The organism is Vibrio sp. S9_S30 (assembly GCF_014694455.1).
Classification (GTDB): domain Bacteria; phylum Pseudomonadota; class Gammaproteobacteria; order Enterobacterales; family Vibrionaceae; genus Vibrio.
Genome location: NZ_JAAUWT010000016.1, coordinates 1 through 25,901 on the forward strand (window position 1 = coordinate 1; position 25,901 = coordinate 25,901).

General features: G+C 45.0%; 28 protein-coding genes and 1 pseudogene. 15 read left to right on the forward strand and 14 right to left on the reverse strand.

The window, feature by feature from the left end; all coding sequences use genetic code 11:
* The 9 genes and pseudogenes from HC752_RS17805 to HC752_RS17845 form a co-directional block, all read left to right on the forward strand.
* Nucleotides 1–187: pseudogene (locus tag HC752_RS17805) on the forward strand (IS5/IS1182 family transposase); the annotation flags it as partial.
* A gap of 816 nt (nt 188–1,003) precedes the next feature.
* Nucleotides 1,004–1,222, forward strand: a complete 219-nt coding sequence (locus tag HC752_RS17810; RefSeq protein WP_190336522.1) for a DUF6500 family protein — start codon at nt 1,004–1,006, stop codon at nt 1,220–1,222.
* Nucleotides 1,223–1,366: 144 nt separating this feature from the next.
* Complete coding sequence (locus HC752_RS17815) at nt 1,367–1,900, forward strand: DUF6817 domain-containing protein (protein ID WP_190336523.1); 534 nt, start codon at nt 1,367–1,369, stop codon at nt 1,898–1,900.
* A gap of 398 nt (nt 1,901–2,298) precedes the next feature.
* The gene (locus tag HC752_RS17820; protein WP_101113677.1) at nt 2,299–2,661 is read left to right on the forward strand and encodes a VOC family protein; all 363 of its coding nucleotides are present in this window, start codon (nt 2,299–2,301) and stop codon (nt 2,659–2,661) included.
* 339 nt (nt 2,662–3,000) lie between these two features.
* On the forward strand, nt 3,001–3,801 hold the full coding sequence (locus HC752_RS17825; RefSeq protein ID WP_190336524.1) for an N-formylglutamate amidohydrolase: 801 nt from the start codon (nt 3,001–3,003) through the stop codon (nt 3,799–3,801).
* Nucleotides 3,798–4,478 carry a DUF2268 domain-containing putative Zn-dependent protease gene (locus HC752_RS17830; RefSeq protein ID WP_190336525.1) on the forward strand — a complete coding sequence of 227 codons (681 nt, stop codon included), beginning with the start codon at nt 3,798–3,800 and terminating at the stop codon, nt 4,476–4,478. Before HC752_RS17825 ends, HC752_RS17830 begins: the two co-directional genes overlap by 4 nt.
* Before the next feature lie 86 nt (nt 4,479–4,564).
* A complete protein-coding gene (locus HC752_RS17835; RefSeq protein WP_190336526.1) occupies nt 4,565–4,783 on the forward strand; it encodes a VF530 family protein in 219 nt (72 codons plus the stop codon).
* Between the two features lie 17 nt (nt 4,784–4,800).
* Entirely contained in the window at nt 4,801–5,277 is a 477-nt protein-coding gene (locus tag HC752_RS17840) for a GNAT family N-acetyltransferase (protein WP_190336527.1), read from the forward strand.
* A 40-nt stretch (nt 5,278–5,317) separates the two neighbouring features.
* A complete protein-coding gene (locus HC752_RS17845) occupies nt 5,318–5,818 on the forward strand; it encodes a GNAT family N-acetyltransferase (protein WP_190336603.1) in 501 nt (166 codons plus the stop codon).
* Nucleotides 5,819–5,851: 33 nt separating this feature from the next.
* Here the strand turns inward: HC752_RS17845 and HC752_RS17850 are convergent, their stop codons facing one another.
* Nucleotides 5,852–6,301 (reverse strand): tellurite resistance TerB family protein, encoded by a 450-nt coding sequence (locus tag HC752_RS17850; protein WP_190336528.1) that lies wholly within the window; start codon nt 6,299–6,301, stop codon nt 5,852–5,854.
* A 427-nt stretch (nt 6,302–6,728) separates the two neighbouring features.
* Between HC752_RS17850 and HC752_RS17855 the strand changes: the two genes are divergently transcribed.
* Together HC752_RS17855 and HC752_RS17860 are read left to right on the forward strand one after the other, a co-directional pair.
* Nucleotides 6,729–7,016, forward strand: a complete 288-nt coding sequence (locus tag HC752_RS17855) for a UxaA family hydrolase (protein WP_190336529.1) — start codon at nt 6,729–6,731, stop codon at nt 7,014–7,016.
* Nucleotides 7,017–7,033: 17 nt separating this feature from the next.
* Complete coding sequence (locus HC752_RS17860; protein WP_194717405.1) at nt 7,034–8,200, forward strand: UxaA family hydrolase; 1,167 nt, start codon at nt 7,034–7,036, stop codon at nt 8,198–8,200.
* Between the two features lie 248 nt (nt 8,201–8,448).
* Here HC752_RS17860 and HC752_RS17865 read toward each other — a convergent pair whose 3' ends face one another.
* The 8 genes from HC752_RS17865 to HC752_RS17900 all read right to left on the reverse strand — a co-directional run bounded on the left by HC752_RS17865 (nt 8,449) and on the right by HC752_RS17900 (nt 16,033).
* Nucleotides 8,449–9,168 carry a GntR family transcriptional regulator gene (locus HC752_RS17865; protein WP_190336530.1) on the reverse strand — a complete coding sequence of 240 codons (720 nt, stop codon included), beginning with the start codon at nt 9,166–9,168 and terminating at the stop codon, nt 8,449–8,451.
* 172 nt (nt 9,169–9,340) lie between these two features.
* Nucleotides 9,341–10,339, reverse strand: coding sequence for an alcohol dehydrogenase catalytic domain-containing protein (locus tag HC752_RS17870; protein ID WP_190336531.1), 999 nt, complete (start codon nt 10,337–10,339; stop codon nt 9,341–9,343).
* Nucleotides 10,340–10,364: 25 nt separating this feature from the next.
* Nucleotides 10,365–11,132, reverse strand: a complete 768-nt coding sequence (locus tag HC752_RS17875; RefSeq protein WP_190336532.1) for an SDR family NAD(P)-dependent oxidoreductase — start codon at nt 11,130–11,132, stop codon at nt 10,365–10,367.
* On the reverse strand, nt 11,132–12,436 hold the full coding sequence (gene hisD / locus HC752_RS17880; protein WP_194717406.1) for a histidinol dehydrogenase: 1,305 nt from the start codon (nt 12,434–12,436) through the stop codon (nt 11,132–11,134). Before hisD ends, HC752_RS17875 begins: the two co-directional genes overlap by 1 nt.
* 123 nt (nt 12,437–12,559) lie before the next feature.
* Complete coding sequence (locus tag HC752_RS17885; RefSeq protein WP_190336533.1) at nt 12,560–13,882, reverse strand: TRAP transporter large permease; 1,323 nt, start codon at nt 13,880–13,882, stop codon at nt 12,560–12,562.
* An 8-nt stretch (nt 13,883–13,890) separates the two neighbouring features.
* Nucleotides 13,891–14,409, reverse strand: coding sequence for a TRAP transporter small permease (locus HC752_RS17890; protein WP_190336534.1), 519 nt, complete (start codon nt 14,407–14,409; stop codon nt 13,891–13,893).
* A 69-nt stretch (nt 14,410–14,478) separates the two neighbouring features.
* Nucleotides 14,479–15,633: a TRAP transporter substrate-binding protein gene (locus tag HC752_RS17895; protein ID WP_190336535.1), complete on the reverse strand. Its 1,155-nt coding sequence runs from the start codon at nt 15,631–15,633 to the stop codon at nt 14,479–14,481.
* 127 nt (nt 15,634–15,760) lie between these two features.
* Nucleotides 15,761–16,033, reverse strand: coding sequence for a hypothetical protein (locus HC752_RS17900; protein ID WP_190336536.1), 273 nt, complete (start codon nt 16,031–16,033; stop codon nt 15,761–15,763).
* A 352-nt stretch (nt 16,034–16,385) separates the two neighbouring features.
* On the opposite strand from HC752_RS17900, the gene HC752_RS17905 reads away from it, so the two are divergent.
* The gene (locus HC752_RS17905; RefSeq protein WP_190336537.1) at nt 16,386–17,429 is read left to right on the forward strand and encodes a LacI family DNA-binding transcriptional regulator; all 1,044 of its coding nucleotides are present in this window, start codon (nt 16,386–16,388) and stop codon (nt 17,427–17,429) included.
* Nucleotides 17,430–17,526: 97 nt separating this feature from the next.
* On the opposite strand, the gene HC752_RS17910 is transcribed toward HC752_RS17905, so the two are convergent.
* Entirely contained in the window at nt 17,527–17,874 is a 348-nt protein-coding gene (locus HC752_RS17910; protein WP_190336538.1) for a hypothetical protein, read from the reverse strand.
* A 236-nt stretch (nt 17,875–18,110) separates the two neighbouring features.
* On the opposite strand from HC752_RS17910, the gene HC752_RS17915 reads away from it, so the two are divergent.
* Nucleotides 18,111–19,445, forward strand: a complete 1,335-nt coding sequence (locus HC752_RS17915) for a MipA/OmpV family protein (protein ID WP_190336539.1) — start codon at nt 18,111–18,113, stop codon at nt 19,443–19,445.
* Between the two features lie 62 nt (nt 19,446–19,507).
* On the opposite strand, the gene HC752_RS17920 is transcribed toward HC752_RS17915, so the two are convergent.
* From HC752_RS17920 to HC752_RS17935, 4 genes are all read right to left on the reverse strand, one after another.
* The gene (locus HC752_RS17920) at nt 19,508–20,182 is read right to left on the reverse strand and encodes a 3-keto-L-gulonate-6-phosphate decarboxylase UlaD (RefSeq protein ID WP_190336540.1); all 675 of its coding nucleotides are present in this window, start codon (nt 20,180–20,182) and stop codon (nt 19,508–19,510) included.
* Between the two features lie 2 nt (nt 20,183–20,184).
* Nucleotides 20,185–20,895: an L-ribulose-5-phosphate 4-epimerase gene (locus HC752_RS17925; RefSeq protein ID WP_190336541.1), complete on the reverse strand. Its 711-nt coding sequence runs from the start codon at nt 20,893–20,895 to the stop codon at nt 20,185–20,187.
* A gap of 52 nt (nt 20,896–20,947) precedes the next feature.
* On the reverse strand, nt 20,948–21,424 hold the full coding sequence (locus HC752_RS17930; RefSeq protein ID WP_190336542.1) for a PTS sugar transporter subunit IIA: 477 nt from the start codon (nt 21,422–21,424) through the stop codon (nt 20,948–20,950).
* Nucleotides 21,425–21,511: 87 nt separating this feature from the next.
* Nucleotides 21,512–23,365 carry a PTS ascorbate-specific subunit IIBC gene (locus HC752_RS17935; RefSeq protein WP_190336543.1) on the reverse strand — a complete coding sequence of 618 codons (1,854 nt, stop codon included), beginning with the start codon at nt 23,363–23,365 and terminating at the stop codon, nt 21,512–21,514.
* 531 nt (nt 23,366–23,896) lie between these two features.
* On the opposite strand from HC752_RS17935, the gene ulaG reads away from it, so the two are divergent.
* Nucleotides 23,897–24,964, forward strand: a complete 1,068-nt coding sequence (gene ulaG / locus HC752_RS17940; protein WP_190336544.1) for an L-ascorbate 6-phosphate lactonase — start codon at nt 23,897–23,899, stop codon at nt 24,962–24,964.
* A 49-nt stretch (nt 24,965–25,013) separates the two neighbouring features.
* Entirely contained in the window at nt 25,014–25,895 is an 882-nt protein-coding gene (locus HC752_RS17945) for an L-ribulose-5-phosphate 3-epimerase (RefSeq protein ID WP_190336545.1), read from the forward strand.
* Nucleotides 25,896–25,901 lie beyond the last annotated feature (6 nt).

Genomic DNA, 25,901 nt, shown 5'->3' on the forward strand with positions numbered 1-25,901 from the left:
GAAAGAGCGGTATGGATACCACAAACGATCTTTGTCAGAAACAGCGATGTATAGAGTTAAACAGCTGCTAGGGGGAAGGCTGAGCTTAAGGAATTACAATGCACAAGTGGGCGAGACTTACGCGATGATTAAGGCGCTGAATAAGCTTACTGGGTTAGGTATGCCTAAAACTTGTCGTATTGACTAATAAATATACGACATGGGACGATTCTGTCTCTGAACTGAATTACGCAACAAAGCCGATTTCCAAACCAATTGAGGTCATCGTACCTTGAAGCTTCGTTTTTCGTTTGTTCTTCTAAATTCTCCGATCGAGTTGGTGTTTTAAGTTCAGTGGTCTGGTTGCAGAGGATTTTGTTGTCTAAGATGTCGTTCATTGAATGCAAGCGAAGTGCTTCATTAGCCCAAAAAAATATTCTGGTCGATTGTGGTATATGGTAGCGTTATATCGCTTTGATAATTCGGGGGTTGTAACGTCCTCAATCAACGTTGACTTTCGTGTTTTTGATTGCTGTCTGTTCTTTTGAATTTTTCGACTGATTTGGTGTTTTGAGATCCGTGGAATGGCAGCAAAATATCTTGCTGGTTAAGATGCTACCCATCACATGCAAGTTATGCGCTTCGAGCCAAAATGGGTCCTTTATTCGTTGTGTTATAACAAAAGCTTCAAACCGACAAACAACGCGTGGCATTTTTAGTTTGCAGTAATTTTAGTGTTGTAAGGTTCTCGAACGTTGCTGGCTTCCGTGTTTTTGAGTTCGATTTCTCAATCGTAATCAAAGTGGGAAAGCCGTCGTAAGCTAAGTCGCTGAAGCATGTCCAAGCTCATTGAGGTTAACGTCCTTTGAAGCTTCGCTTTTGATTTGTGCGTTGTCTGCAGTTTAAGAGGGTGTTTTGGCTCATTCAATTAACTTGGACTGTATATAAAAACAGTTCTTCTTGTTTTCATGCATTAGTCTGTGTAAGTTACCCATCATCTTTTAACAAGGTAGGCAATTAACAAGTGCGTAGTTCATTGAGAGAAAAGGTAATTCAAGTATGTTCCAAGAAGATTGAACAGAAGGGTGATAATGTAGGTGTTTCATTTTATGCGTTTTTTGCTAATAAAAATGATGACCCAGATTTATTAATGGAAGCGGCAACATGGTGGATACAAGAACACCAATTAGATCATTTCGAAAAAGCACACAAGATCATGGCGATGGTAAAATCCGGTATTTAGTGAACTGAGCAATAACAAACTGTTTAAAATTGATTTGCACCGCGTGGTGCTTTATGACGTGTTGCTTTTAGTGCTTAAGGTGGTTTGCGGCAGCATCTATGTTGCGTTGTTCACCTTAACAGTGTGTAAAGGAAATTAAGGTTTATGGATAAATTTGGCATGCTTCAGGGGCTTGGTGCAGGTGATTTTCAGCACCTCAATGGTTCATTGGAAGCACACCTAAAAGGTACGGAGAAAGTTTTAAAAAGCTGGGGCAGTAGTGAATCACTTCAAATAGCCGGCCTTTTTCACGCCGCTTATGGAACTGCGGGTTTTGACGAAAATATGGTTTCGCTAAGCCAGCGTCAGGAAATTGCTCGCGTTATTGGTAGTGAAGAAGAAGCGTTAGTTTATTTGTACTGCTCGTGCGACCGAGACTATGTTTTCCCACAATTTGGTAAGGCTCAAGAAATCCAATTTAGAGATCGGTTTAATGGCTCAGTTTTTAAACTTGATGATTCGCTTGTGAGATTGTTTTGCGAGCTAACCGTCGCCAATGAGTTGGAGCTCGTATACAGCAGTGAAGATTTCAAATTAAAATACGGAGCGGAACTAGTTGAATTGTTCCAAGGTATGGATGTTTACCTAAGTGTTGAGGCGCAAAAGGCGTACAAATCAGCTTTGGCTGACTTCGTATAACAAACAATTCAAGGCAATGAATCCGATTCGTAATGCGTGGCATTATTGGTTCAAATTGAGTTTTGTGTTTACGGTAGTGTGTAGAAGTGGCATTTGTACGTTTTTGCAGCTTAATTGGGCGTTATTTTTCCAAATTGCACTTAGGCTCCAAGGCTGTAGCGAGCAACTGTATATTGATCGACGACAGTTCAAATAATGTTGAAGCAGCTCAATCAATGGGATTGATAGTATTCGGCATGAAAATGTAGAACAAACGTTGAAATTTATTAGTGAAACATGCACATAGCAAATTGATCATGACGGCGTACACTGTCGCTCTGTTTCTACATCGTTACTGACAAGGTTTGTCAGATAGCGTTGCCATAATCGGTATCCTCTTGAGAGGGATGCATCAAATTATGAAAATGAACTATTTCGTTGTAGGAACCAATAACATTGAAGCCGCAAACACATTCTATGATTCGCTATTCGAAAATACAGGGCTAAGCCAAGTATTGGCGACAGATAGAATGACCTACTGGCAAGATGAAAACCAAGACTTTGCGTTTGCAGTAGCTATCCCTTTTGATAAGGAAGCAGCCACAAATGGAAATGGAACAATGGTTGGTTTTAGTGTTGGATCCACCAATGAAGTAAAAAGGCTCTATGAAAAAGCCATTGAATTAGGTGGTACTTGTGAAGGAGAGCCAAACCAGCGTGGTCCTCGCTTTTCTGCGTATGTTAGGGATCTCGATAAGAATAAACTGGTTTTTGCTGACTAGGTCGACTGGCTCTTAACATTTAAGACTCGACTTCCCGATTGCTTTATAAAGCCGATAATGATCTATGCCCAATAGCAACGGTACTCCAGAGCTTCTGCGTCAATCCAGCGCAGAAGCTTTTTGTTTTCTGAGCTTAGCTAGAAATCACTCTTTCTTAGTTCTTCGATGTGCTTATCAAAATTTCTATGAATATTTTTGATGTGATTAGCTGTGTATACAGAGTGTGAGTATGATTGCCGCCATTAAATACCTATGAGTTTGAGGTGGCTGGTTTCTCCGCGTCTTCGCTCGTCCCAATACAACCAAGCTATTCGATGGATGACCTCAAGGAGTGAATAATTGCATTGGCTGAAAGTAAAGAAAGACCCTTCATCACCTTATATATTTAGCTTTCCTCACAGCGGTGTCGAGCTGTGTGAAGAAGCACTCAACAATTTATCTGACATAGGTCGATGCTCCCTACCCAATATGGATTGGCACTTGAATGAGCTATATGATTTTCTCGATGAATATAACGTAAACATTATTTCCACGAGCATGAGTCGATATGTGGTCGACCTAAATAGAGAGCTAAAAAAAGATTCGTTTGGCGAGTTTAAACAAGCCATCGTTTACGAGCGAAATACTTGGGGTGAGGAGATATACCGAGTAAAACCTTCTACCTCTGAAATTTCTAAGAGAATCGAATCCTTTTATCTTCCTTATCATTCCGCACTGGATGAACTGATAGAAAGCGCTATACAGCGATTCGGCGTTGCCTACCTAATTGACTTACACAGTTTTATGGGACCTTTGAGCTGTGATATTTGCCTAGGCAATGTTCAAGGAAAAAGCTCTTCACCGGAATTTTTAGAGAAACTAAACACCTCATTTGAACGTAATGGCTTTGAAACCGAGTTAAACAATGTATTCACTGGAGGGTATATCACTGCAAAATACTGCAATAACCCAAATGTTGAAGCCATTCAAGTTGAGTTGCGTTACACCAATTATTTACCGAGTGAAGGGTGGGAGAGCAAAACAGTTCCCGAGATCAACCAAGCCATTTTCGACAAAGCAAAATCAAGGCTTAAACAAGTCTTTTTGGATTCAAATTTGATTTGCGATGACCAAAGCAAAGTGAAAGGGAGTGTTAGGTGAAACTAACGATTTTAAATGCATCGGGGAAGCTTGATGGTCTGCATACAGAATTAGAACACTACTTTCACCTCGCGTCTAAACCATTATGCAAATATTTCGATTTGGATGATGTCGACGTTACGTTAAGCCCCTATGAAAAAGGAGAAGCACCGAACTCAGGTGTTGGTGGATGGGCGATCAATCGTTATCGTATCGAAATCATGTTGGATACCAACAGAGATGACGTCAAAAGCATCATTGCGAAAGAAGTTGGAGCAGTTCTGGCACACGAAGTAAACCATATCGAACGTATGAAGTTAGGGCTTCCTAGAGATACGTTGGCTGAAAACTTAGTTTACGAAGGCTTAGCGTGTCACTTTGAACAAAAATTCAATGGGGGCGTGACTCCATCACTGTTTCCTGGCATGGAAGACGTATGTTGGCGCAATCTACTTGAAGAAATGGAGCCTAAGCTGACTAGCAAAGATTTTAATTTTGCTGAATATTTCTTTGGTACCGATAACGGAAGATTTCCTAAATACGCTGGGTATTGGGTTGGTTTCAACTTAATTGCGCAATACATAGAAGAGCACGGTGTCACCGAAGAAATCGCACTGAGTTTACCCGCGGATGCTTTTTTCCTTAATGACGCTCTCGTTCGATCGCTTCAAAGGCGAAACAAAAGCTTCGAGCGCTAAACAAAACGCGTGGGTAGCCACTCAATGCCTGATATGATGCGTGCTTTGTGCCATTTCAGACTGTATGTTGATAGGAATAACGCTTCATGACTCAATCTCAACCAAATAACCCACTTCACGGACTCTCGTTGGAAAAAATACTCACGCGGCTTGTTGAGCACTACGGCTGGGATGGGTTATATAACGAAATCAATGTGAACTGCTTTTGCAATGATCCTTCAATCAAGTCGTCACTCAAATTTCTAAGAAAAACCCAATGGGCTCGCGACAAAGTCGAGTCTCTTTATATCCAAACCTTCAATTAAATTGAAGGAGAAACGGAGTGCGGATAAGGAAAGCCACGGTAGAAGATGCCAGCCTCTTACTTGATTTGATTAAGGAAAAAGCAGAATTTGATCGCCAAATGAAGGGGTTCACTGGTGAAGTTACAACAACCGTAGACAAAATCGAATCAACACTATTTGGTCCCCAGCCCTTTGCTCATGCCATTTTGCTTGAGGTAGATAATCGTGTTCAGGGTTTTGCTTTGTACCATTATCGGTATTCGTCATTTAGCGGCACACCTTCTATTTGGCTCGACGATTTATTGGTTGTAGGAGCGCATCGATCTAAAGGGTATGGTCGTCATATTCTTCAAACCCTATCTGACATCGCCGAAGAGCACTCGGTTTCCCATATTTCGTGGACGGCAAGCCCATTGAATAAACGTGCTCATGAGTTTTATGTAGGTCTGGGTGCAACCATTGAGCGATGGGAAGGCGAGAGACCTTATTTCTATTGGCTTATAAATGCAAAGTAATGGATTTAACATGAATTGTGAGTTGGCAGGTGAAGAAACATTGAACATCATTATTAGAGAAGTAAAGGTATCGGACGCATTCGGCATCATCAACATACTGAATCCGATCATTAAAGAGGGGCGCTTCACCATATTGGATAAAACCTTTTCTCTGAAGGAAGAAGAAGCGTTTATTCGACAATGTTCAACACGCGGTGTGTTTCAGGTCGCGGTATTAGAACAATGCAATACTGTGGTCGGTTTTCAAAATGTGGAACCCTTTGCCACTTACACGAAAGCATTTGATCATGTTGGTGTTATCGGTACTTTCGTGGATAGCCAATTTCGAAGGCAAGGTATTGCAAAGCGATTGTTTCAATCAACGTTCTATTCAGCGAAAGAGAAAGGGTACGAGAAGTTGTTTGCGTACGTGAGAGGAGACAACGACAGGGCGCTGTCAACGTATCTCAATCAAGGATTTGAAGTCATCGGCACAGCAAAAGGTCATGCAAAAATGCGTGGCAAGCTGATAGATGAGATCATGATAGAAAAGTTCCTCTAGGCCACCATTAACCTATCGTAGTAGGGGGAGGTATCACCTGTCTCCCGTCACTTCCAGTTTAGTTTTAATGAAATCTTTATGGTCAACGTAGAGCAATTCAGCCGCTTTACGGATAACGGATTCTTCTAGAGGATCCAAATGCTTGTCGGCGTAGGCGACCTCCCACAATGCTTTGATGACAGCAATGCGTTCTGGTTGATCAAGGTGTCTGAGTTGAGAAGTAAATTCATAGAGAGAAGAAGCTTCTTTAGACAGATTTGTAGCCTGTTCCAATAAAGCTTTCGCTTCGGCTTCATCCACCTCCAACACTTTTTTTAGCATGGACAACGTGGCTTTTTCTTCCGATTCATCCATGTGGTGATCGGCTCCAGACACTTCAACGAACAGTGAGGTAACGGCTAAGTTTGGATTGGTCGACTCACCAGAACTCAGATCACTGCCTTCGGTAAGCTGCTTAAAGATTTTAGATAGGGTAGAGATCATCGTTATCTCCCAACGATTGGCATTATTTAGACTTGAAGCTCTGATTAACTTTGGGGCAAAGAAAGTCAATTGCAAGTTGTGAGGGTAAATGATCAAGGTATTGATCCTCTCATGCTGATTTGGATGAAATGATAATTTGAAGTAAATCACGATTATTGAAATTGGCTAAATGGCATATTAATAGATTAGATAATCAATAGTTCATTGAATAATAACAGTTTAATTTTCAATCTCACCTTATATCTTATGTCTTATATAAGACATAAGATATAAAATCATATTGCTTGTAAATTAATCGATTGGTAGTTTGTATCTCAACATTAATAAGTCAGAAGAACATAAGCCTGAGCGAGGATTTTTCAGGTGGCTTGAATAACGAAACTTTTGAATAACGCAACTTTTGATTAACGCAACTAAGGACAGAGATATGAGCGAAACACACTTCCTAGTTCACGACGTAAACGATAGCGTGGGCGTAATGGTGGTTGAGAATGTTGTAAAAGGCATGCAAGTCACCGGATACATGATGGATACCGATGAAGAGATCGTTTTGACCGCACTGAATGACATTCCTCTTGGTCACAAAATTGCTCTGAGGGATCTTGATATTGGTGACACCATCATTAAGTACAACGAAGACATGGGCAAGGTAGTGGAATCCATCTCTGCAGGTGGTCACGCTCATGTTCACAACATTAAAACCAAGCGCTGGTAATCAAAGGAGTGATAAAAATGAAACGTAATACATTTATGGGTTACCGTCGTGAAAACGGTCGTGTGGGCGTGCGAAACCATGTACTGATTCTTCCGCTGGATGACATTTCAAACGCAGCGTGTGAGTCGGTTGCCAATAACATCAAAGGCACTATCGCGATCCCACACGCCTATGGACGATTGCAGTTTGGTGCCGATCTTGACTTGCATTTTCGAACCATCATTGGAACCGGTTCTAATCCAAATGTTGCTGCGGTAGTGGTCATCGGTATCGAGCCAGGTTGGACGCAGAAAGTGGTCGACGGTATCGCAGCAACAGGCAAACCAGTCAAAGGGTTTTCGATTGAACAAAACGGTGACATTAATACCGTAGCGGCGGCGTCCCGTACGGCAAAAGAATTCGTTCACTACGCGACAGCATTAAGCCGAGAAGAGTGCCCAATTAGCGATCTATGGGTTGCCGTGAAATGTGGTGAATCGGATACGACTTCTGGCCTATCGGCTAACCCAACGGTGGGTAACTTCATCGATAAGATGAACGAAGCGGGTGCCACAACGTGCTTCGGGGAAACGTCGGAAATCACAGGTGCCGAGCAGATCGTAAAAGGTCGTGCTGCTACCCCTGAAGCGGGCGAGAAGTTTATGAAAACTTGGTCATCCTATAACGACTTTATCCTAGCAGAGAAAACGAACGATCTTTCTGACTCGCAACCGACAAAGGGGAACATCGAAGGTGGTTTAACCACCATTGAAGAGAAAGCACTCGGTAATGTGCAAAAAATCGGTAAGAAAGCACAGTATATTGATGTGTTAGAACCGGCTGAAACACCAGCGAAAGGTCCAGGTTTGTACTTTATGGATACCTCTTCAGCCGCCGCAGAATGTAATACTCTACAAGCCGCTGGTGGCTATGTGGTTCACCTATTCCCAACGGGGCAAGGCAACGTGATTGGCAATCCCATCATGCCGGTGATTAAGATCACCGGAAACCCAAGAACAGTACGTACAATGAGCGAGCACATTGATCACGATGTGTCGGCAATTTTGCGACACGAAATGACGTTGGATGAAGCTGGAGATGAATTGATCGAAATGGTCATAGACACAGCAAACGGTCGTAATACCTGTGCTGAAGTGCTGGGGCATGTTGAGTTTTCACTCACAAAGTTGTATCGAAGCGCATAGCGACTTTGAATCCACCGTCCCTGATTTCACTCCCAAGCCTTTCGTTTAGAAAGGCTTTTTTATAACCCACAACTTGCCGTGAAAATCATCTCGAAAGATAAACTGTCCTCAAACAATATGGCGATTTAACCTCAGTTTGGGATGAAAACAGCGTAACTTTGAATTCACTGAAAGCTGCATTTCCCTTCCTTTCCAGTCAGAGGCTGTTCTTCCGCGAAACTACGGCTTTTGGCAGGGTAAAAGCGGTGCTAGCTCAGTTCGTTCAAGTAACAATGCTGATCGGTATGGCAGCGTGTAACCCTAAGTTCCACCGCTTCACCATTCAAAGCGTATGCCACGCGTTTGGCTTCTAGCAGTGGTGTTCCAGCCTTGAGCTCTAGATGAATTTGTTCTGTTTCATTCGACAAATCGGCTCTCAACTTTTCAATCACTTTAACGACAGACAACCCAAATTCACGCTGGTAATAGCTGTACAGCGTGTTGGGGAGCTCGTCGGTTAGCGGCATATTAGAAAATAATTTTTCAGGTAGAGAGATGGTTTCGTATATGACAGGAACGCCTTCGAGCGCGCGAATTCGAGTAATACGAATGACTTGCTCTTCATCGGATAACTCCAACGATTCGCTTTCGAGAAGAGTGGCAGGGTAGCGATTAAAGTCGAGTATCGTACTTTCAGGGAGATGACGTTTCCCTTGTAAATCAACCAAGCGAAAGAAATGGTAGAGCGGCTGTTCTTGTGTATGTTCGGCTACGTAAGTGCCTTTACCTTGTCGGCGAACCACCAGCTTTTCAGCGGCTAATGCATCAAGGGCTTTTCTCACGGTGCCTTGGCTGACTTGCAATTCATCCGCTAACTGAAACTCACTGGGCAAGGGGCTACCCGGTAACCACACTTTGTCGATCAATCTTTGTATCAAAAGCTCTTTAACTTGCATGTACAAAGGAAGAAAGTGGGTGGGTTTATTCATGGGATGTATGCTCTTTACTCGTTCGTTTCTTAAGCTTCATATTAACAATCAAGAGGTAAGCTGTCTGTAGTGGAATGGAAGAAATACAGTGTTTTGCGTTAATTTAGGCGTGATACCAATTAGAAAAATCCCTAGCGGTTTTCTAGGGATTCTTGAGGAAAATTTCAATGGATTAGGTGCTGACGTCGAGAATGATTTTGGCCGCTGCGGTTCGATTGTTATCAAGATCATCAAACGCTTGGCTGCCTAAACTCAACGGGCGCTCTTCAATCCAAGATAACTCACCCAATGCGCCACGGTGCAACGCGTTTACGGCTGAAATCATATCCAATTGTGTGTAAGAAAATGAACCCAAAACGGCAACTTCTTGAAGGGTCATTTTTCGTACATCGAATTCGCCGTATGAATCTTGCAGCCCCACATGCATGAATACCCCGCCTTGTTTAACGGCTTTCATCCCTGCATTGCGTGTATGGCTAGAGCCCACCGCATCAATAACCACATCAATGCTAGATTCAGTAACAGGATCATCTTGAGCGGGGTTGTGTAAATCAGTAATACCAGAAATCCTAGCGGTGCTGAGTCTTTGTGCATTCGTATCACTCAGAATAATGTGTCTCGCGCCCTTTAGTTTAAGAAAAAGGGCGCAAAGCAACCCAATGGAGCCGCCACCAATCACCATTGTGGTGCTTTCACTTAATGTTCGATGCATGTGTTGTTCCACCAGCGCTATGGCATGTAAAGCTGTGGCTGCGGGTTCGGCTAAGGCCGCGTGTTCTGGTTTCATACCCTCAGGAACTGGAATCAGGTTGGTTTCTGGTATCACCGTATATTCCGCAAACGCCCCTGGCATTTTTAACCCAATGGCCGTTCGGTTTTCACACAAATTTGTTCTACCGCTTAAGCAGTCGGCGCACTCCATGCACGTAATCAAAGGGTTAAGGACAACTCGCTTGTCTAAGTATTTTCCATTCATGGCAATGCCACAGGCTTCATGCCCAAGAATCAAAGGGGGGACGCGCCTTGGGTCGTGTCCATGATAAGCGTGCATATCGGACCCGCAAATGCCCGCTTTTTCTATTTTCACCAATACCTCACCTTCCTGTGGGGAAGGCATGTTTTGCACGTCAAAGGTTACTTCGTTTTTGTTGGTATAAACGAGTGCTTTCATGATTCGATCCTTTTTAAACTCACCTTTATTTGGCTGTAAAGCCACCGTCTACAAACAAGGTTTGACCGGTTACATAGTCTGAAGCGGGTGAAGCAAAAAACAGCATAGGACCTGTTAAATCCTCCATCTCCCCGTTCCTGCCAATCGCCGTTTGTTGGGCGAGTGCGTGAAGTTTGTCAGTGTCTTCAAACAAGGGTTGCGTCAATTCGCTTGGGAAGAAGCCAGGAGCGATGGCATTGCACGTGACGCCGTAACTCGACCAAGCTTCCGCCATGGCACGAGTAAGCTGGCATACGCCGCCTTTGGATGCGCCGTAAGGCACACTATTAGCAAACGCACGCTCGCTTTGCAGCGAGGCGATATTGATGATCTTTCCGTATCCCTTTTCTTTCATGTCTGGTATCACCGCTTTGGCAAGAAAGAAGGGCAATTTTAGATTGATATCAAGAGTGCTATCCCAGCTCACTTCATCCACCTCATCAGCGGGTTGGCGTAAGTTCTGACCTGCAACATTCGCCAATATATCCGGTGCACCATAGATGGCTTTGCACTGCGCTATATGCTGTTCTAGCAGGTCAAAATGCGTTAAATCGCAGCGAATGTAACTTGCTGACCCTCCCTCCATCTCGATCTCTGCCACTGTGTTTTTAAGGGGAGAATCACGCCTGCCCATAATGACAACCTTGGCACCAGCGGCCGCAAGCGTTTTGGCAAACTGGCGACCAATACCGGAACCGCCGCCAGTGACCAGTGCGACTTGCCCTTCAATAGAGAAATTCGCGGTTGTACTCATTACTTGTATCCCAACTCAAAACGCTCTTCAGGGAAGTATTTTGCTAGGCGAGCGTCCCCCGTTCTGGCATGCGCCTCCATACCTTCTAGGCGAGAAATACGCGCGGTAACGGCGGCAACCTCACGGTTCGCTTCTTCGGTCAAACGCTGGAAAGAACATATCTTAATGAACTTACTGACCGATAATCCTCCGGTGTACTTTGCTGCCCCTTTGGTCGGAAGAATGTGGTTAGGTCCAGAACATTTGTCGCCAAATGCTACGGTGGACTCCTCTCCTAAGAAAAGTGATCCGTAGTTCGTTAAGTTTTCTAGCCACCAATCGAGGTCGGCTGCTTGCACTTCCAAATGCTCCGAGGCGTATTCGTCGCTGATTTGAACCACTTCTTCACGTGTATCACAAACAATCACTTCACCATAATCATCCCAAGCGGCGGTCGCGGCTTGTTTTGCTGTGTCTGGCAGATCGGCGATCAGCTCTGGTACTCGTTTCATCACTTTTTCGGCAAGCGAGTCAGACGTTGTGAATAACCAAGCAGGGCTATCGAAGCCATGTTCTGCCTGACCAACCAAGTCAACCGCAACGATTTCCGGATCAGCGGTTTCATCCGCAATCACTGCAATTTCAGACGGACCAGCAAACATGTCGATACCCACCTGTCCGTACAACTGGCGCTTGGATTCTGCGACAAAGCGGTTGCCTGGACCCACCAAAATGTCGGCTTTATTTCCAGTGAATAAACCATTCGCCATAGAGGCAATAGCCTGAACGCCACCCAGCGCCAACATGTAATCAGCACCACACAGTTTCATGGTGTAAAGCACCGCAGGGTTAATGCCGACTTCAGGACGAGCAGGCGAGCAAGCCACCACATTTTTTACACCCGCCACTTTGGCGGTGGTGATGCTCATGATGGCGGAAGCAATATGAGAGTATCGTCCCCCGGGTACATAGCAGCCCGCGGTATTCATTGGGATAAGTTTTTGCCCTGCATACAGACCAGGAGATAGCTCCACTTCGAATTCCTTCAGAGAGTCCAGTTGAGCTTGTGCGAATCGTTTTACTCGATCGTAAGCAAACTTGATATCCGCTTTCATCTCGTCTGTCAGTTGATCTTCTGCGGCTTGGATGGCTTCTTTACTGACTAGGATATCGCCATCCCAATTGTCGAAGGATTTTGTGAATTCAACGACTTGTTGTTCGCCGCCTTCTGCAATGTTAGCGAGCATCTCGCTGACGATTCGGCTGGTATCTTGTTCGCCCGTTGAGGCCGTTTTTATCGCCTTTTTCTTATATTGAATTGCCATTATTATCTCCTTTGAAATGTGCTTCTTTCTAAAATTTGGCGTGCAGTAACCCCTACAGCGATCGCTGCACGTTTAAAGTGGCTTATTACGTGATTAGTTACGTGACGTAATACATTATTGGAATCAGTTAAATGTGAGTGCCCATAGTGAAATTTCCGGAATAAATGCCAAGAGTAAAACCACAATTAACATCGACAATACGTACGGTGCGGCGTATTTGGCCACTTGCAAAACCGGTGTCTGAGTAACGCCAGAAACAACAAACAGGTTCAAACCTAAGGGAGGAGTGATGAATCCTACGCCAAGTGCGGTCACCATCATGATGCAAAACTGAATCTCATCCATGCCTATCGATTGAGCCAAAGGCAGCAAAATGGGGGAAAGCACAACAATATTCGGTGTGGTTTCCATGACGCACCCAGCCAGAATTAAGATTCCAATCATAATCAGTGTTAGGTAAACCGGATCTTCCGTAATATTGGTCATCTGAGTCACGAAACTTTGCGGAATTTCCAACACGGCCAAGGTTTGTGCCAAAGGCAGTGACATCGCTATAATCGGCAGAATGATTCCGTTCACTTTGGCTGAACTGTAAAGCATTTTAGGGAAATCACGCCAAGTAATGGTTCGCTGGTATAAACCGATGCCCAAGCCTACAAGCACGGCAACCGCTGCCGCTTCAGTTGGCGTGAAAATACCGGAATAAATACCTCCGAGAATAATGAAAGGGATCATTAATGCATCGCGAGAGTTATAAATAGTGGCGAACCAATGCTTTAGAGAGAATCCGGTTTTTGAATTTTCGTACCCATTAATGGCGTTAAGCACAACATTGGTCGCCATAATAGAAATCATGATGAGCAAGCCAGGGATAGCAGCAGCCAAAAACAGCGTTGAGGCTGAAATACCCAAAATCAAACCAATAATGATGTAAGCGATAGAGGGGGGAATAAGAATACCCGTACAAGCACCCGCTGCGACAAGGGCACAGGCATACGCTTTTGGGTAACCTCTGTCGACTAAGCGATCAATCGTCATTCTGCCTACCGCGGCCGCGCCAGCGGCATCGGATCCGGATATACAGGCGAAAAAACCACACCCTAAAACGGTAGATGTCCCTAAGCCCGATTTCGCACTGCCCGTTGAGGCTTCTGCAACATCCAGCAGTTTATTGGACAGCCCCGTTCTTACCAGCACGTCACCCGTTAAGATAAACAATGGGATGGCGATAAGCGCGAAGGCGTCAATGCCATCAAATAACGATTCCCCTATAAGGGAAAGTGGCAGCACATCGGTAAACACCAACATGGCGACAGAGCCTAAACCCAGAACCACCCATATCGGTACGGCTAAGAAAATCATGATCACCATGGCAATAACCGGGCCGTAAACAGCGATGCCATAAGAGGCGGCGGAGGCTTGGTCGAGCAAATAGTAGTTGTTCATTTTTCCTCCTAATCGATCAAGCGTTCGCCTTGGTAAACCTGTCCGTTGTTGAGCAGTGCTTTCACATCCCTTCTAATGGATTGAAGCACGCGCAACACAATTAAGGTGAAGCCAAAGGGAACCGCAAATAAAAACCAAACTTGGCTAATGCGTAAACCATGGGTCACGGAGCCGTATTCGAGAGACGTTATTACCGGTCCGATAGAGACGATCAATGAAATCACAGCAAGCCCCAAAGTAAGAAAGTCGCTGAACAGATACATGGCAATTTGTGCGCGATTTGGTAAGAACCCCAGCAACACATCTATGCGTATGTGAGCGCGGTTTTTAACCGCGAGTGAAGCGCCAATCCAAGCCAAATAGATAAAGCAATATCGAGCGACTTCTTCTCCCCAAATGGAGGAATAACTGAGCACAAATCGTCTGGTGACTTCGGAGATGATCGTCAGTACGATCATGGAATAGAACATTAGGCAAAGCCATCGCTCTAGATTTTGCTCTATGGTTGAAAACCGACTTTGTTGCATGTTTTACACCATTGATAATGGAAAAAAGAGAAAAGGGCAGCCGCAACGTTGACTACGGCTGCCAACGCCCTAGACGTCATGGACGTAGTAACGTCCTTTCGTGTTCGCGGCTTCAAGTAACTTGTCGAACGTGTCCAGTGAGCCCGCCAGTGACTTCTTCGTGGAATCCCAAATCGCGAGTTGATGCCCTGCTTTTTCTTGCCATTGCGCAAGCTCTGAAGGCGTAGGGGAGTAAAATTGAACGTCGTTTTTGGCAAGTTCTGACATTGCGTACGCCCTTGCAGCAGGGACTTTAGCGAGGTTTTGATGTGCCGTTACTTCACTTGCGGCTTCAATCGCTTCTTGCACGTCTTTTGGCAGCTTGTTAAACCACTGCAAATTACAAGAGAATACTTGAGCATCGGGTACTGAGCGTATGAAAGTGACAGAAGAAAGTACGTCCTTAAACCCAAAAATGTTTAACGCTTCAACACTCGGGTCCAGCGCATCGGCGACACCTTGCTTAATGGCAGAAGGCGTTTCTCCCCAAGCGATTGGCGTTGGGTTCGCACCGAGCAAGTGGTAAAACTGCTGAAGAATTTTGGAACCCGGAACGCGGAATTTAATGCCTTCCATTTGATCTGGGGTTTTTATGATTTCATCTCTGCCTTTACGAAGGGCGACGACACGTGGGTCGATGGTGACGTACCACAATGCCTTGAAGTTACGTTCTTCAAGCTTAGGGTTAACTTCCGCTTTCCACGCATCTGAATTGACCAAATTGACAAACTTTTGGTTCTCACCACACCAATAGGGAATATTGATTAAGTCCACAACAGGTGCGAAAGAAGAGAAATTAGAAAGCGAATGTTGTGCAGCCTGAATGGTGCCTTGTTGTACTTTCTGAGCGAGCGCGCCCCCCGCACCAAGTTGGCCACCAGGCGCCAATTTCACGTAGACCTGACCGTTGGTCATGTTTTGGATATTCTCTTTGAAATCCAACTGCATAATGGGGTAGCCACGAGATGCGCCCAGAATGTAAGCGGTTGCAATCGTCATGGTGTATTTTGCGGCTTTTTGACGTTCTCGATCTTCTTTTGAGATAGCAGCAGCGGCCGTTGGGCTCATTAAAGCGCCTGCTGCCCCTACCATTATCGCGGCAGTGACACTGGCTTTACCTGCAACTTCAAAGAATTTCCGACGCTCGATAGACTCGAGTTGGTCGCTTTCGTTGATTCCTTTCATTTTTTGACTCCATTTTCACGTGATTGAGATGACGTTGGATTGTTGTCTACGAACCTGTTTTAGCGTCTAGCACTGGCAACGCTTTGCTGCGGGTGGGGGCGTCGGCCATTTACTCAAAACTGAGTTCTTAGGTTGTTTGTTTTTCTTGCTGCAAAATAAAAATGACACCAAACACAGCGCCTGCGGCAAGCAGCAGAGCCTCTGGCACTACGTCTAAAGGTGGAATAGGAAAGTCATGTCGAATGGCAGCCCATCCCACAAGAATGTTAGAGAGATAAAGGGCAAAGGAAACCATACTGAATGCCAAATATTTTCGACTTCCGGCAGTAAGAGGCACGGAATGAGATCTTGCTGATTGTTGTGGTGTACCTGATGACTTTTCTGATATCGACGTAGGCATGGCTATCCTCCTCGTGAGGCTTGATTAACAACTCATTAACACCACCTTATTTATCGGTTAAATAATAGTCAACTGTAAGCGCTTACATTTATTCAATTAGAATGAAAGTTAATCAATATTTTCAATGCTGATCACGAAATCTGATGGTTTTATAATCAATCTGTTTCACCTTAAGTTTGATTATTTCTAATGATTCACATCTTAATTTATTGAATTTTAATGATTATTTTGATTTTCTCGTCACTGGTGCACAGTTTGAGTTTAAGCTTAGTCACAGTTTGCTATAGTCAATCTGATATAAAGTTGTATAAAGTTTATACTGATATTCGTCTTGGTTAAGTGGCGGGGAAATATGGTTAAAGGTAAGCGCTTACGTAAATCTTCAGACAAGCCAACGTTGGGTGATGTAGCCAAAGCGGCTGGGGTTTCCACTGCTACGGTTTCACGTGCGCTTAATCAACCTCATCAAGTTAAAGAAACTCTGCGGATTCGCATTGAAGACGAAATTAATAGGCTTGGTTATGTGCGAGATGGGGCGGCAAGGGCGCTCGCTTCCAACAAAAAGCGTATGATAGGTGCGATCATTCCAACCATTGATAACGCAATCTTTGCTTCGGGCATTAATGCACTGGAACGCCGTTTATACGAAGAGGGCTACACCCTTATGCTGGCTGTCAGCAACTATGATCCCAAACACGAACTCAAACAGGTTCGCGATATCATGGAGCAGGGGGTTGATGGGTTACTGCTGGTTGGAAATGATCATGCACCGGAAACGTATTCCATTTTAAAGCAACACAATCAGATATTTGCCAATCTTTGGGCGTTGGACCGAACAAGCCCTTATCCCTGTGTTGGGTTTGACAATTTCACAGCAGCGCAGCAAGTCACAGAGTATCTTCTGAATCAGGGGCATACTCGCTTTGGCTTTATTTCAGGAATAACAAAAGGGAACGACAGAGCAACCGCGCGCTTAGAAGGGGCAAAAGAATCACTGAGAAAAGCGGGTATCTTTCTACGACCTCAAGACGTTGTTGAATGCCGATACGATATATGGGAAGGCAGGAATGCATGTCGGCATTTGTTGGGCAAGCGAGAGCGAACAAGACCGACCGCTCTAATGTGTGGTAACGATGTGTTGGCTTTCGGTTGTTTAACCGAATGCGATAAATTAGGTATTTCGGTTCCAAATCAAGTGTCGATAACGGGCTTTGATGACTTACCTTTGTGCGAACACCTTTCGCCAAGCCTGACCACTATTCGCGTTCCGTCTCAAATGATGGGTGAAAGAGCCGCCGATTTTATTTTGGATCAAATTGCAGGCCGAGAGTCCGCAACGCATATCGAGGTGCCAACGCAACTGGTGGTAAGAGAAAGCACCTCCGCACCTAAGTGATTATCGTGTTCCACGTATGATTCTAGTCGTTCAGATTTGAACTTAGGTGATGGTTATGCGTGAGATTTGAGCGTTCAAGGTATGTTGCTAGCGCGTATCAATCGACATCTTCTTCTAGAATTTCAATTACTTCAGAAGATGAACGCTCATGCCCAATCAGAAACAGAGCAAGGAACGCTTCTGTTTTCATGTTAGTGTCGCCTTCTTCTTCAACAATGGTACGAATCTTATCGCGTAGCATTGAGATCTCATGCTCGACAAATCCTCGCCCTTCTTCATCTCCCCCTTGATCAGCGGGTTGGTGGTCGAAATGCAAGAACAGCAGATCGTCGTCATGCTTGGTTGTGAGTAAACGTTCTGGCAACCACTCTTCTCCCGTCACAACTTGGGGATCGTTGCTATCGGAGAATTTACTTAATATTTGCAATAATTCAGATACTTTCACAATGATTCGTTATATTGTACGCCTCTAATAAGTGTAGCGGCAATTTTGCGTGAATCTTAAAGTAATTTCTCTGATTTTACTACGATTGTTGGCAAGTAACTCAATAAAGCTCTTAGTCAGAATGAATAAAAGCCGATTCTAAGGTCTGTTGATCTTTCGCGGTGATTTTTTCAGCATCTTGAGTGTACTTGCGGAAAAATATTCAATGCTTTACTAAATTGAGGTGCTCGACTTCTATGCATGCTTCAACCTACCTAGCTCCAATCGTTTTGCTTTTCGGGGCGATGACTTTCCCTGCGACAGCGTCAGAAGACAAGGTAAAAGAACAAGAATGGGGCGTAGCCATGGTCTACCGAGGTGCATCCATTGTCTACAACCTTCCTGGTGAAACGGATACTTCCGTCTCGACGTTTGTTCCTCTTTTCTACTACAACGGCGACAGTGCCTATTTAGACGGCCTCGAAGGTGGGGTGCACCTTTATAAGCAGGATGTTCATCAAGTTAACCTTTTATCTCGTCTGCGTTTTGTGGATTTACCTGCCTCTCAGCAAAACCGTTATGGTGGACATTCGTTTGATTTGGGTGTCCAGTATCGACACTTTTTCCAAGATTCTGATTGGCATGTGGATGCCGAGCTGATGAGCGATGATAACGCGCGTCTGTTTGGTAGTGTGCGTGCGACGGCGAAAAGCTCGACAGAAAATTGGGATTTTAAACCCAGTGCTGAACTGACATTCAAATCAGACAACTATAACTCCTATTACTACGGAGCCAGTGGTTTAGAGGGCTCTCCTGGTTTTGGTCAACAGATTGGTGGTGGTGTTGAGTTTAAAGTGGGTTTCGAAACACGTTATCGCGTGGCGTCTAACTTGTACTTGTTAGGCAGTGCTTACGCAACGATGCTCGACGATAATGCATACGATAACATCACCGTAAAAGAGCGGTGGGGGCAGGAATATTTTGTCGGGTTCGGTTTCTTTAACGACAAGAATGCCACTTCTCGATCAGACATCACTACTCGTCCATACCTTCGTGTCGCACAAGGGTTTGCCACGCCATCGGATATGGGGGACATATTTAGGTTGCAAGGTGAGCCAGATGTCAACGGCAATAAGATGACCTCGTTTTTCTATGGTCACCCTTTAACCGACGAACTCTTTGGTGCACCGATTGATATTTACTTGACCCCAGGCGCTGTATGGCACTGGAGCAGTTCTACGCAAAGCGCCAGCCCTGAATATGTGATTGCGGTAAAAGCGTATCACACCTTTGAATGGCCATTACGTTGGAAATTCGGTGTGGCGGAAGGGATTTCTTATGTTGAGAATATTACCTATATCGAAAGCAGTGAGCTGGAAGGTAAATACGAAAACATGAGTAACTTAATGAACTATCTGGATATTTCATTCGACTTTAACATTGGTGATGTGCTGGGGAAACCCAAATGGGATCATCTTTGGATTGGGTATGGCTTACACCACCGTTCTTCAATATTTGAAAAGGCCTCGCAGTTTGGTCGAATAAAAGGCGGCAGTAACTACAATACGGTGTATCTGCAATACGATTTTTAATGCCGATTAAACCCAGTGAAAAGCACAAAGCGGGGCGATAGTTCGTTCCGCTTTATGCGTCTTTAGCTCAGTCTATTGGTCTTTTGCGATGAACCCCAGTGTTTGCTGATCTGTACTCGGATGGCATCGGCAGTATTTTTGCCATTTTCATTGGCTAATGCGCGCCCCGCAATAAAGCATTTGGTGTTGATGCCCCTAAAAATCTGAATGTCATCCGGCACAATGCCCCCCGTAATCGAGAGTTCTAATCCCATTTCAGAAAGCGAACGCATTCTATCGATGTCTCTGTTTCTCCAGCCCACTCCGGCTAGCTCTGCGTCACGCGGCCGGTGATAGATCGCTTGTTTGATGCCAAGGTCGATCCAGTCTTGTACATCATACAACGTCCAATTTCCGTAAAGTTCGATTTGTATTTCCTTACCATACTCTTGGGCGATCTTATGGCAGGCTTCAATCGTTGCCATGTGTGCGGCTGCTGAAACGGTCACCCAATCTGCCCCCGCTTCAAATGCCATTTTCGCTAATATAGCGCCGCCATCGGTAATTTTCATGTCACACACCAACAAGTGGTTGGGATGGCGATGTCTTAAAAGCCGAACCGCCGGCATTCCTTCTGAAAAGGCGAGAATGGTGCCAACTTCAATGATGTCGACGTAGGCAGCAACATGGCTTGCGGTTTCTACCGCTGTTTCTAAATGGGGGGAATCCAGCGCGATTTGAATCATGGGTCTCGTCATTATTACCTGCCTCGAACGTTGTTTTTCTGACCGTAATAGGCATCTTCACCATGCTTACGGAAGTAGTGTTTATCGGAAAGTGCTTGCTGGAATGTCGCATTTTTATTCAAGGAGCGAGTGGCTATCGCCATAGAGGCTACTTCCTCTAAAACGACGGCATTGTGAACCGCCTCGTCGGCAGATTTGCCCCAACAGAAAGGGGCGTGTCCGGCGACCAACACACTGGGGACTGCCATTGGATCTAAGCCGCGTTTTGAGAATTCCTCAATGATCACTAATCCCGTATTTCTTTCATACTCTTGCTGAATCTCTTTATCACTGAGCGTTCGGGTGCACGGAATGTTGCCATAGAAATAGTCCGCGTGCGTGGTGCCTAACGCGGGAATGTCTAGCCCAGCTTGAGCCCAAATCGTGCTGTTGTGGGAATGGGTATGAACGACACCATTAACCTGATCGAAGGCTTTGTATATTTCCAAATGCGTAGGAGTATCACTGGATGGGTTGAGGTGTCCCTCTATCACGTTGCCGTCTAAATCCAACACCACAATGTCATCTACGGTCATGCTGTCGTATTCCACACCCGATGGCTTAATGGCAAAGACGCCCGCCTCTCGATCGATTTCTGAAACGTTGCCCCAAGTAAAGGTGACGAGGTGAAATTTGGGCAAAAGCAGGTTCGCCTCATGGACGCGCTGCCTGAGTTCCTGATACATGATTTTCTCCTGCCGCCACAGAGTCGCCATGGCTGCGTAGATTATGTCGTCTTTAAGCGGCTTCGGTTAGTGCTTTATCAATCATGGACATGACATCGGCAACATTCTGACATCGGCGGATTTTTTCTAGGTCCACGCCTGTCTCGCTGTCCTCGTCTTCCAGTACTTGCGTTACTTCCATTAAGCCTTCCAGATGCTCGTCGGCGTTACTTCCCGCGAGAGTAATGAACACGTCTACAGGTTCGTCTTCGCCTTCAAAATAGATGGGTTCTTTTAAGGTAACGAGTGCAAAAGCGGTTTTGTTTACGCCATCTTCAGGGCGAGCATGCGGCAAGGCCAGTTGAGGGGCTATGACCATGTAAGGCCCCAGCTTTTCAATGCTACGGATGATGGCTGTGTGATAAGAAGGCAAAATGGCCCCTGAATTTAACAGCATATCTGTGCCTAGCTTTATGGCGGCTCTCCAGTCGGAGGCATGCGCTTGCAGCAGTACAGAATTGTTTTCGATTAATGATTGTTTAAACTTCATAAATTCCTCTTGTGGTTGCTCGTTTTCGCTTGAAAACGGACAACGGTATATGTTTGTTTTTGAAAAACGCTAATTTTTTGAAAAATGCTAATGGGGTGAAAATGACTCGCCAGCCAATATATTGCGTATGATCCCGAGTAATTCTTCTCCGAATGAATTGGGGTTCAGCATGTTTTGCACACCGAGGACAAACTTGCCTTCTCCAGGCTGCATTTCACCGGCCAAGTGTTTTGAAGAGACGATGATGTCAGTGGCGGACAATTTCGATTTGTAGTCCGTGATAGCACAAGAATCCAAGACATGCGGAATGCCTTGCTTTTCCAAATACTTCCCAATTTTCATCTTCATCATCATCGATGAGCCTTGACCATTACCACACACCGCGAGGATACGAATGGCTTTTGCTGGAATAGCCTCTGTTGAAGCAGCTTGTGCTGAAACAGCTTGTGTTGAAATAGCTTGCGTTGAAACAGCTTGTGTTGAATCAGCGCTGGATGGGTCGAGAAGGGAAGATTCCTTTATTTCCTCGTTTGCAGCAGCCATGTCAGAATTGGGGACAGTACGGTCTTCTTCCGCTCGTAATGTGCGTGAAGCGAAATACATGTACACCCCTGAGAGTGCAAGAATAACAAAGAAGAATAACGACGAAGCTGAAAGACCTTGCATGATGGGCGGGAAGATCAGCGCCCAGTCAGCCATTCCCATCCATCCACTGAACGGAGTGCCTTGCTCTGCCAATAAATATATGGCCCATGCGGAACCGATAACTTCGACAATGCCCATTATGAAGCAGATCTTCATCACTGCTTTCCAACCGCCAAAGTGGTTGGCAAATACGCCAATCGTGGCATTGGAGAAAAACATCGGAATAAAGCCCGGAATGATCATTATTGGCGCATCCACCGCGAGCAGAACAAGTACGGCAGTGAACTGCCCAATGGCACCCCACATAAACCCAAATACCATTGCATTTGGGGAATAGGCATAGATCGCGGCGCAATCTATGGCAAGCACCGCATTCGGGATCACGTGTTCTGATACCCCTTTAAAAGCTTCAGACAACTCCGCAACAAACATACGCACGCCGACCACAATCACTTGAATCGCGACGGCAAATTTTAGACCCGTTTCCAATATGTACAGCGTCCAGTGTGTCTCTCCCGCCATCTGTTGCAGTTTATCCAACCCAAAGGAGGTCAGAATAATGCCAAAGAACACGGTCATGACGATGGCGGTGGCCGCAATACTATCGTGGAAAATATGCAGCCACTTTGGGAGATCAATTTTATCCACGCTGTCGTCTTTGTTCCCCAATTTGGGTGCGACTTTTATGGCGATCCAAGAAGCAAACTGTTGTTGGTGTCCGATAGAGAATCCCGCCCCACCTGTCACTGCTTCGGTTGGCTTATACATGATGTTGGAGGAAATTCCCCAATACAGCGCCATCAGAATGGCGGAGTAAATGATGGTTTCCCACATGGATGCACCAAGCACAAAGTAAAATACGGCGACCAATCCTGTTTGCTGGAACATGATGTGCCCAGTCAACATAATGGTTCGAATGCCAGTAAAGCGCCTGAGTACCACGAGCAAGATATTCAGCCCGAGTGCGAGTAAGACCGAGTACCCAACCCAAGAGTAGTTTTCACCCATGGTCTCAATGGTTGCCATCATGGTGGTATAAGGATCAATCACTGATCCGGTTAAGCCGTGAAATTCAGACAGCTTATTGATGACGGGCTTAAACCCATTCACCAGCGTCTCCGCGCCGACTTGGACCAACATAAAACCCACAATGGTTTTGATCGTGCCTTTAATCACGGTTGTTGCGTCACGTTTTAGCAAGATGTAACCAATACAGGTTACCAACCCAAGCAGTAACGGGGGTTTGGTCATTACTTGGCTATAAAATATTTCAAAGATGTTGTATAGGGTGTCCATAGCGGTGCTCCAAAGAATAAGGCATTGACCTTATTGCTCCTTTTTAACGGTTTGTTTAGCAAAGCGCTGTTTGTTGTTCTCATCATTTCAGCTTGCTTTCCGTTCGCGTTTTCAACCTAACAATCATAAGTAATCATTAAAAGACACAATTTGACTAAGTGTGATTGTGATCTCGAATGTGATCTGATCATTGTGACGTCTATCATTAGTGATGTAACAACACGCATTTTTGTCTTAAATATGGATTAATTGAGACTTCAATCACCAAAAATGCACTTTTTACAAGATGAATAGCGCATTTTTTTCTTTGAAAAGCTCAAGATTAAATTTGAATGTTTTGTCATAAAATAATCAATATTATCATTGATAATCATATTGGTGATTGTTATGGTCATGGGGAGTCAAAAGAAATCACCGAATCGAGATTAGAAGAGCCCCCAATCTGGGTGACTTATCTCACTAAGGTGAAAGTATGGAATGTCACTAAAGGGCAGCGACTGCCTCAAACACATGCGATGTAAGGACGAGAAGATGAGTAATGTTAATGAGATCACTCGGGAGTCTTGGATTCTGAATACTTTTCCAGAATGGGGTACTTGGCTGAATGAAGAAATTGAACAGGAAAACGTCCAGCCAGGGACTTTTTCCATGTGGTGGCTGGGGTGTACTGGTATCTGGTTAAAAACAGAAGGGAATACAAACCTTTCCATCGATTTCTGGTGTGGAACAGGAAAGAAAACGCTCTCTAATCCTGACATGAAGAAACAGCATCAAATGATGCGAATGACGGGCGTACGAAATTTACAACGAAATCTCCGCAATTCGGTCTTTGTCATGGACCCGTTTGGCATTAAAGAGATGGATGCGGTGTTGGCAACGCACGATCACGCCGATCACATTGATGTTAATGTTGCTGCGGCCGTATTACAAAATTGCGGTGACCACGTGAAATTCATCGGTCCTCAAGCGTGTGTTGATATTTGGCGAGGATGGGGCGTGCCTGAAGAACGGTGTTTGGTGGCAAGGGTAGGTGATGAGATTCAAATCGGCGATGCGGTTATTAAGGTGTTGGATTCGTTCGATAGAACTGCCCTAATTACATTGCCCGCCGGAGAGTCATCTAAAGATAAAGCCATTTTAGACCGCATGGACGAAAGAGCGGTCAATTACCTAATTCAAACCCCAGGAGGAAGCCTTTATCATTCGGGCGACTCTCATTACTCCAACTACTACGCGAAACACGGCAACGACCACGATATTGATGTTGCCATGCTCTCGTATGGCGAGAACCCAAGAGGGGTAACGGACAAAATGACGGCTTCAGATATATTACGAGCCGCTGAGGGTTTAAATACCAAGGTCGTAATGCCTTTCCACCACGATATATGGACGAATTTTCAAAGTGACCCTCGGGAAATCGAGGTGTTGTGGGAAATGAAGAAAAATCGCCTGAACTACCAATTCAAACCCTTCTTTTGGCAAGTAGGAGGGAAGTACACCTACCCAACGGACACCGACAAAATGCATTACCAATTGCCACGCGGTTTTGAGGATGTCTTTGTTGATGAACCAGAGCTGCCGTTCAAATCCTTTTTATAGCGATGCCAGCTGATTTCATTATGAAGATGCCCACGGTGGGAGAGCAACAATGCTAAAGAATGTAACAGCACCACGCATAGGTATTTACGAAAAAGCGATGCCAGACAATATGGATTGGCGACACAAATTACAAACAGCAAAGGCACTGGGCTTTCACTTTGTGGAAATGTCGATAGACGAGTCGGAAGAACGACGTTCGCGTCTCAATTGGGATAATGAAGCGATTTACGATCTCCGAAGACAATGCGAATGTTTGGGCATGCCCATTCAGTCGATATGTTTAAGTGCCCACCGGAAGTTTCCGTTTGGGTCGGAATGTGAAGAAACGCGGCAAGAAGCTTTCGTTATCATGCAAAAAGCCATCTCACTGGCGTACAAATTAGGGGCAAGGTGCATTCAACTGGCGGGCTATGATGTGTATTACGAGCCTCACACCGACGCCTCACACCGAAGGTTTATTGATGGGTTAACACAGTCGGTTAAATGGGCTGAAAATGCGGGGGTTATGTTGGCTGTGGAAATCATGGACACGACGTACTTAAACTCACTGAGCAAGTTTGAAGTACTGAAGCGAGCAATACCGTCGCCTTATTTCATGGCGTACCCCGATGTCGGGAATATCAATGGCTGGAATTACGATACGCCAACCGAGCTGGAACTGAGTGCACCACATTTGGTTCAAGTACACCTAAAGGATACCAAGAAAGTGAGCGAAACCAGCAAAGGGCAGTTCCGAGATCTGGTTATCGGTGAGGGAGACGTGGATTTTGTCTCGGTGTTTCGAACACTGGCAAAGATTCAGTATTCCGGTCCTTTGGTGATAGAGATGTGGGCAAAAGATGAAAGTTGGATTCAGGGTATTGGCTTAGCTCAGAAACGGTTATCGGACGCCAGTATTGCCGGAGGGTACGGAACGTTATGGAGCAAGTAAGTCGGA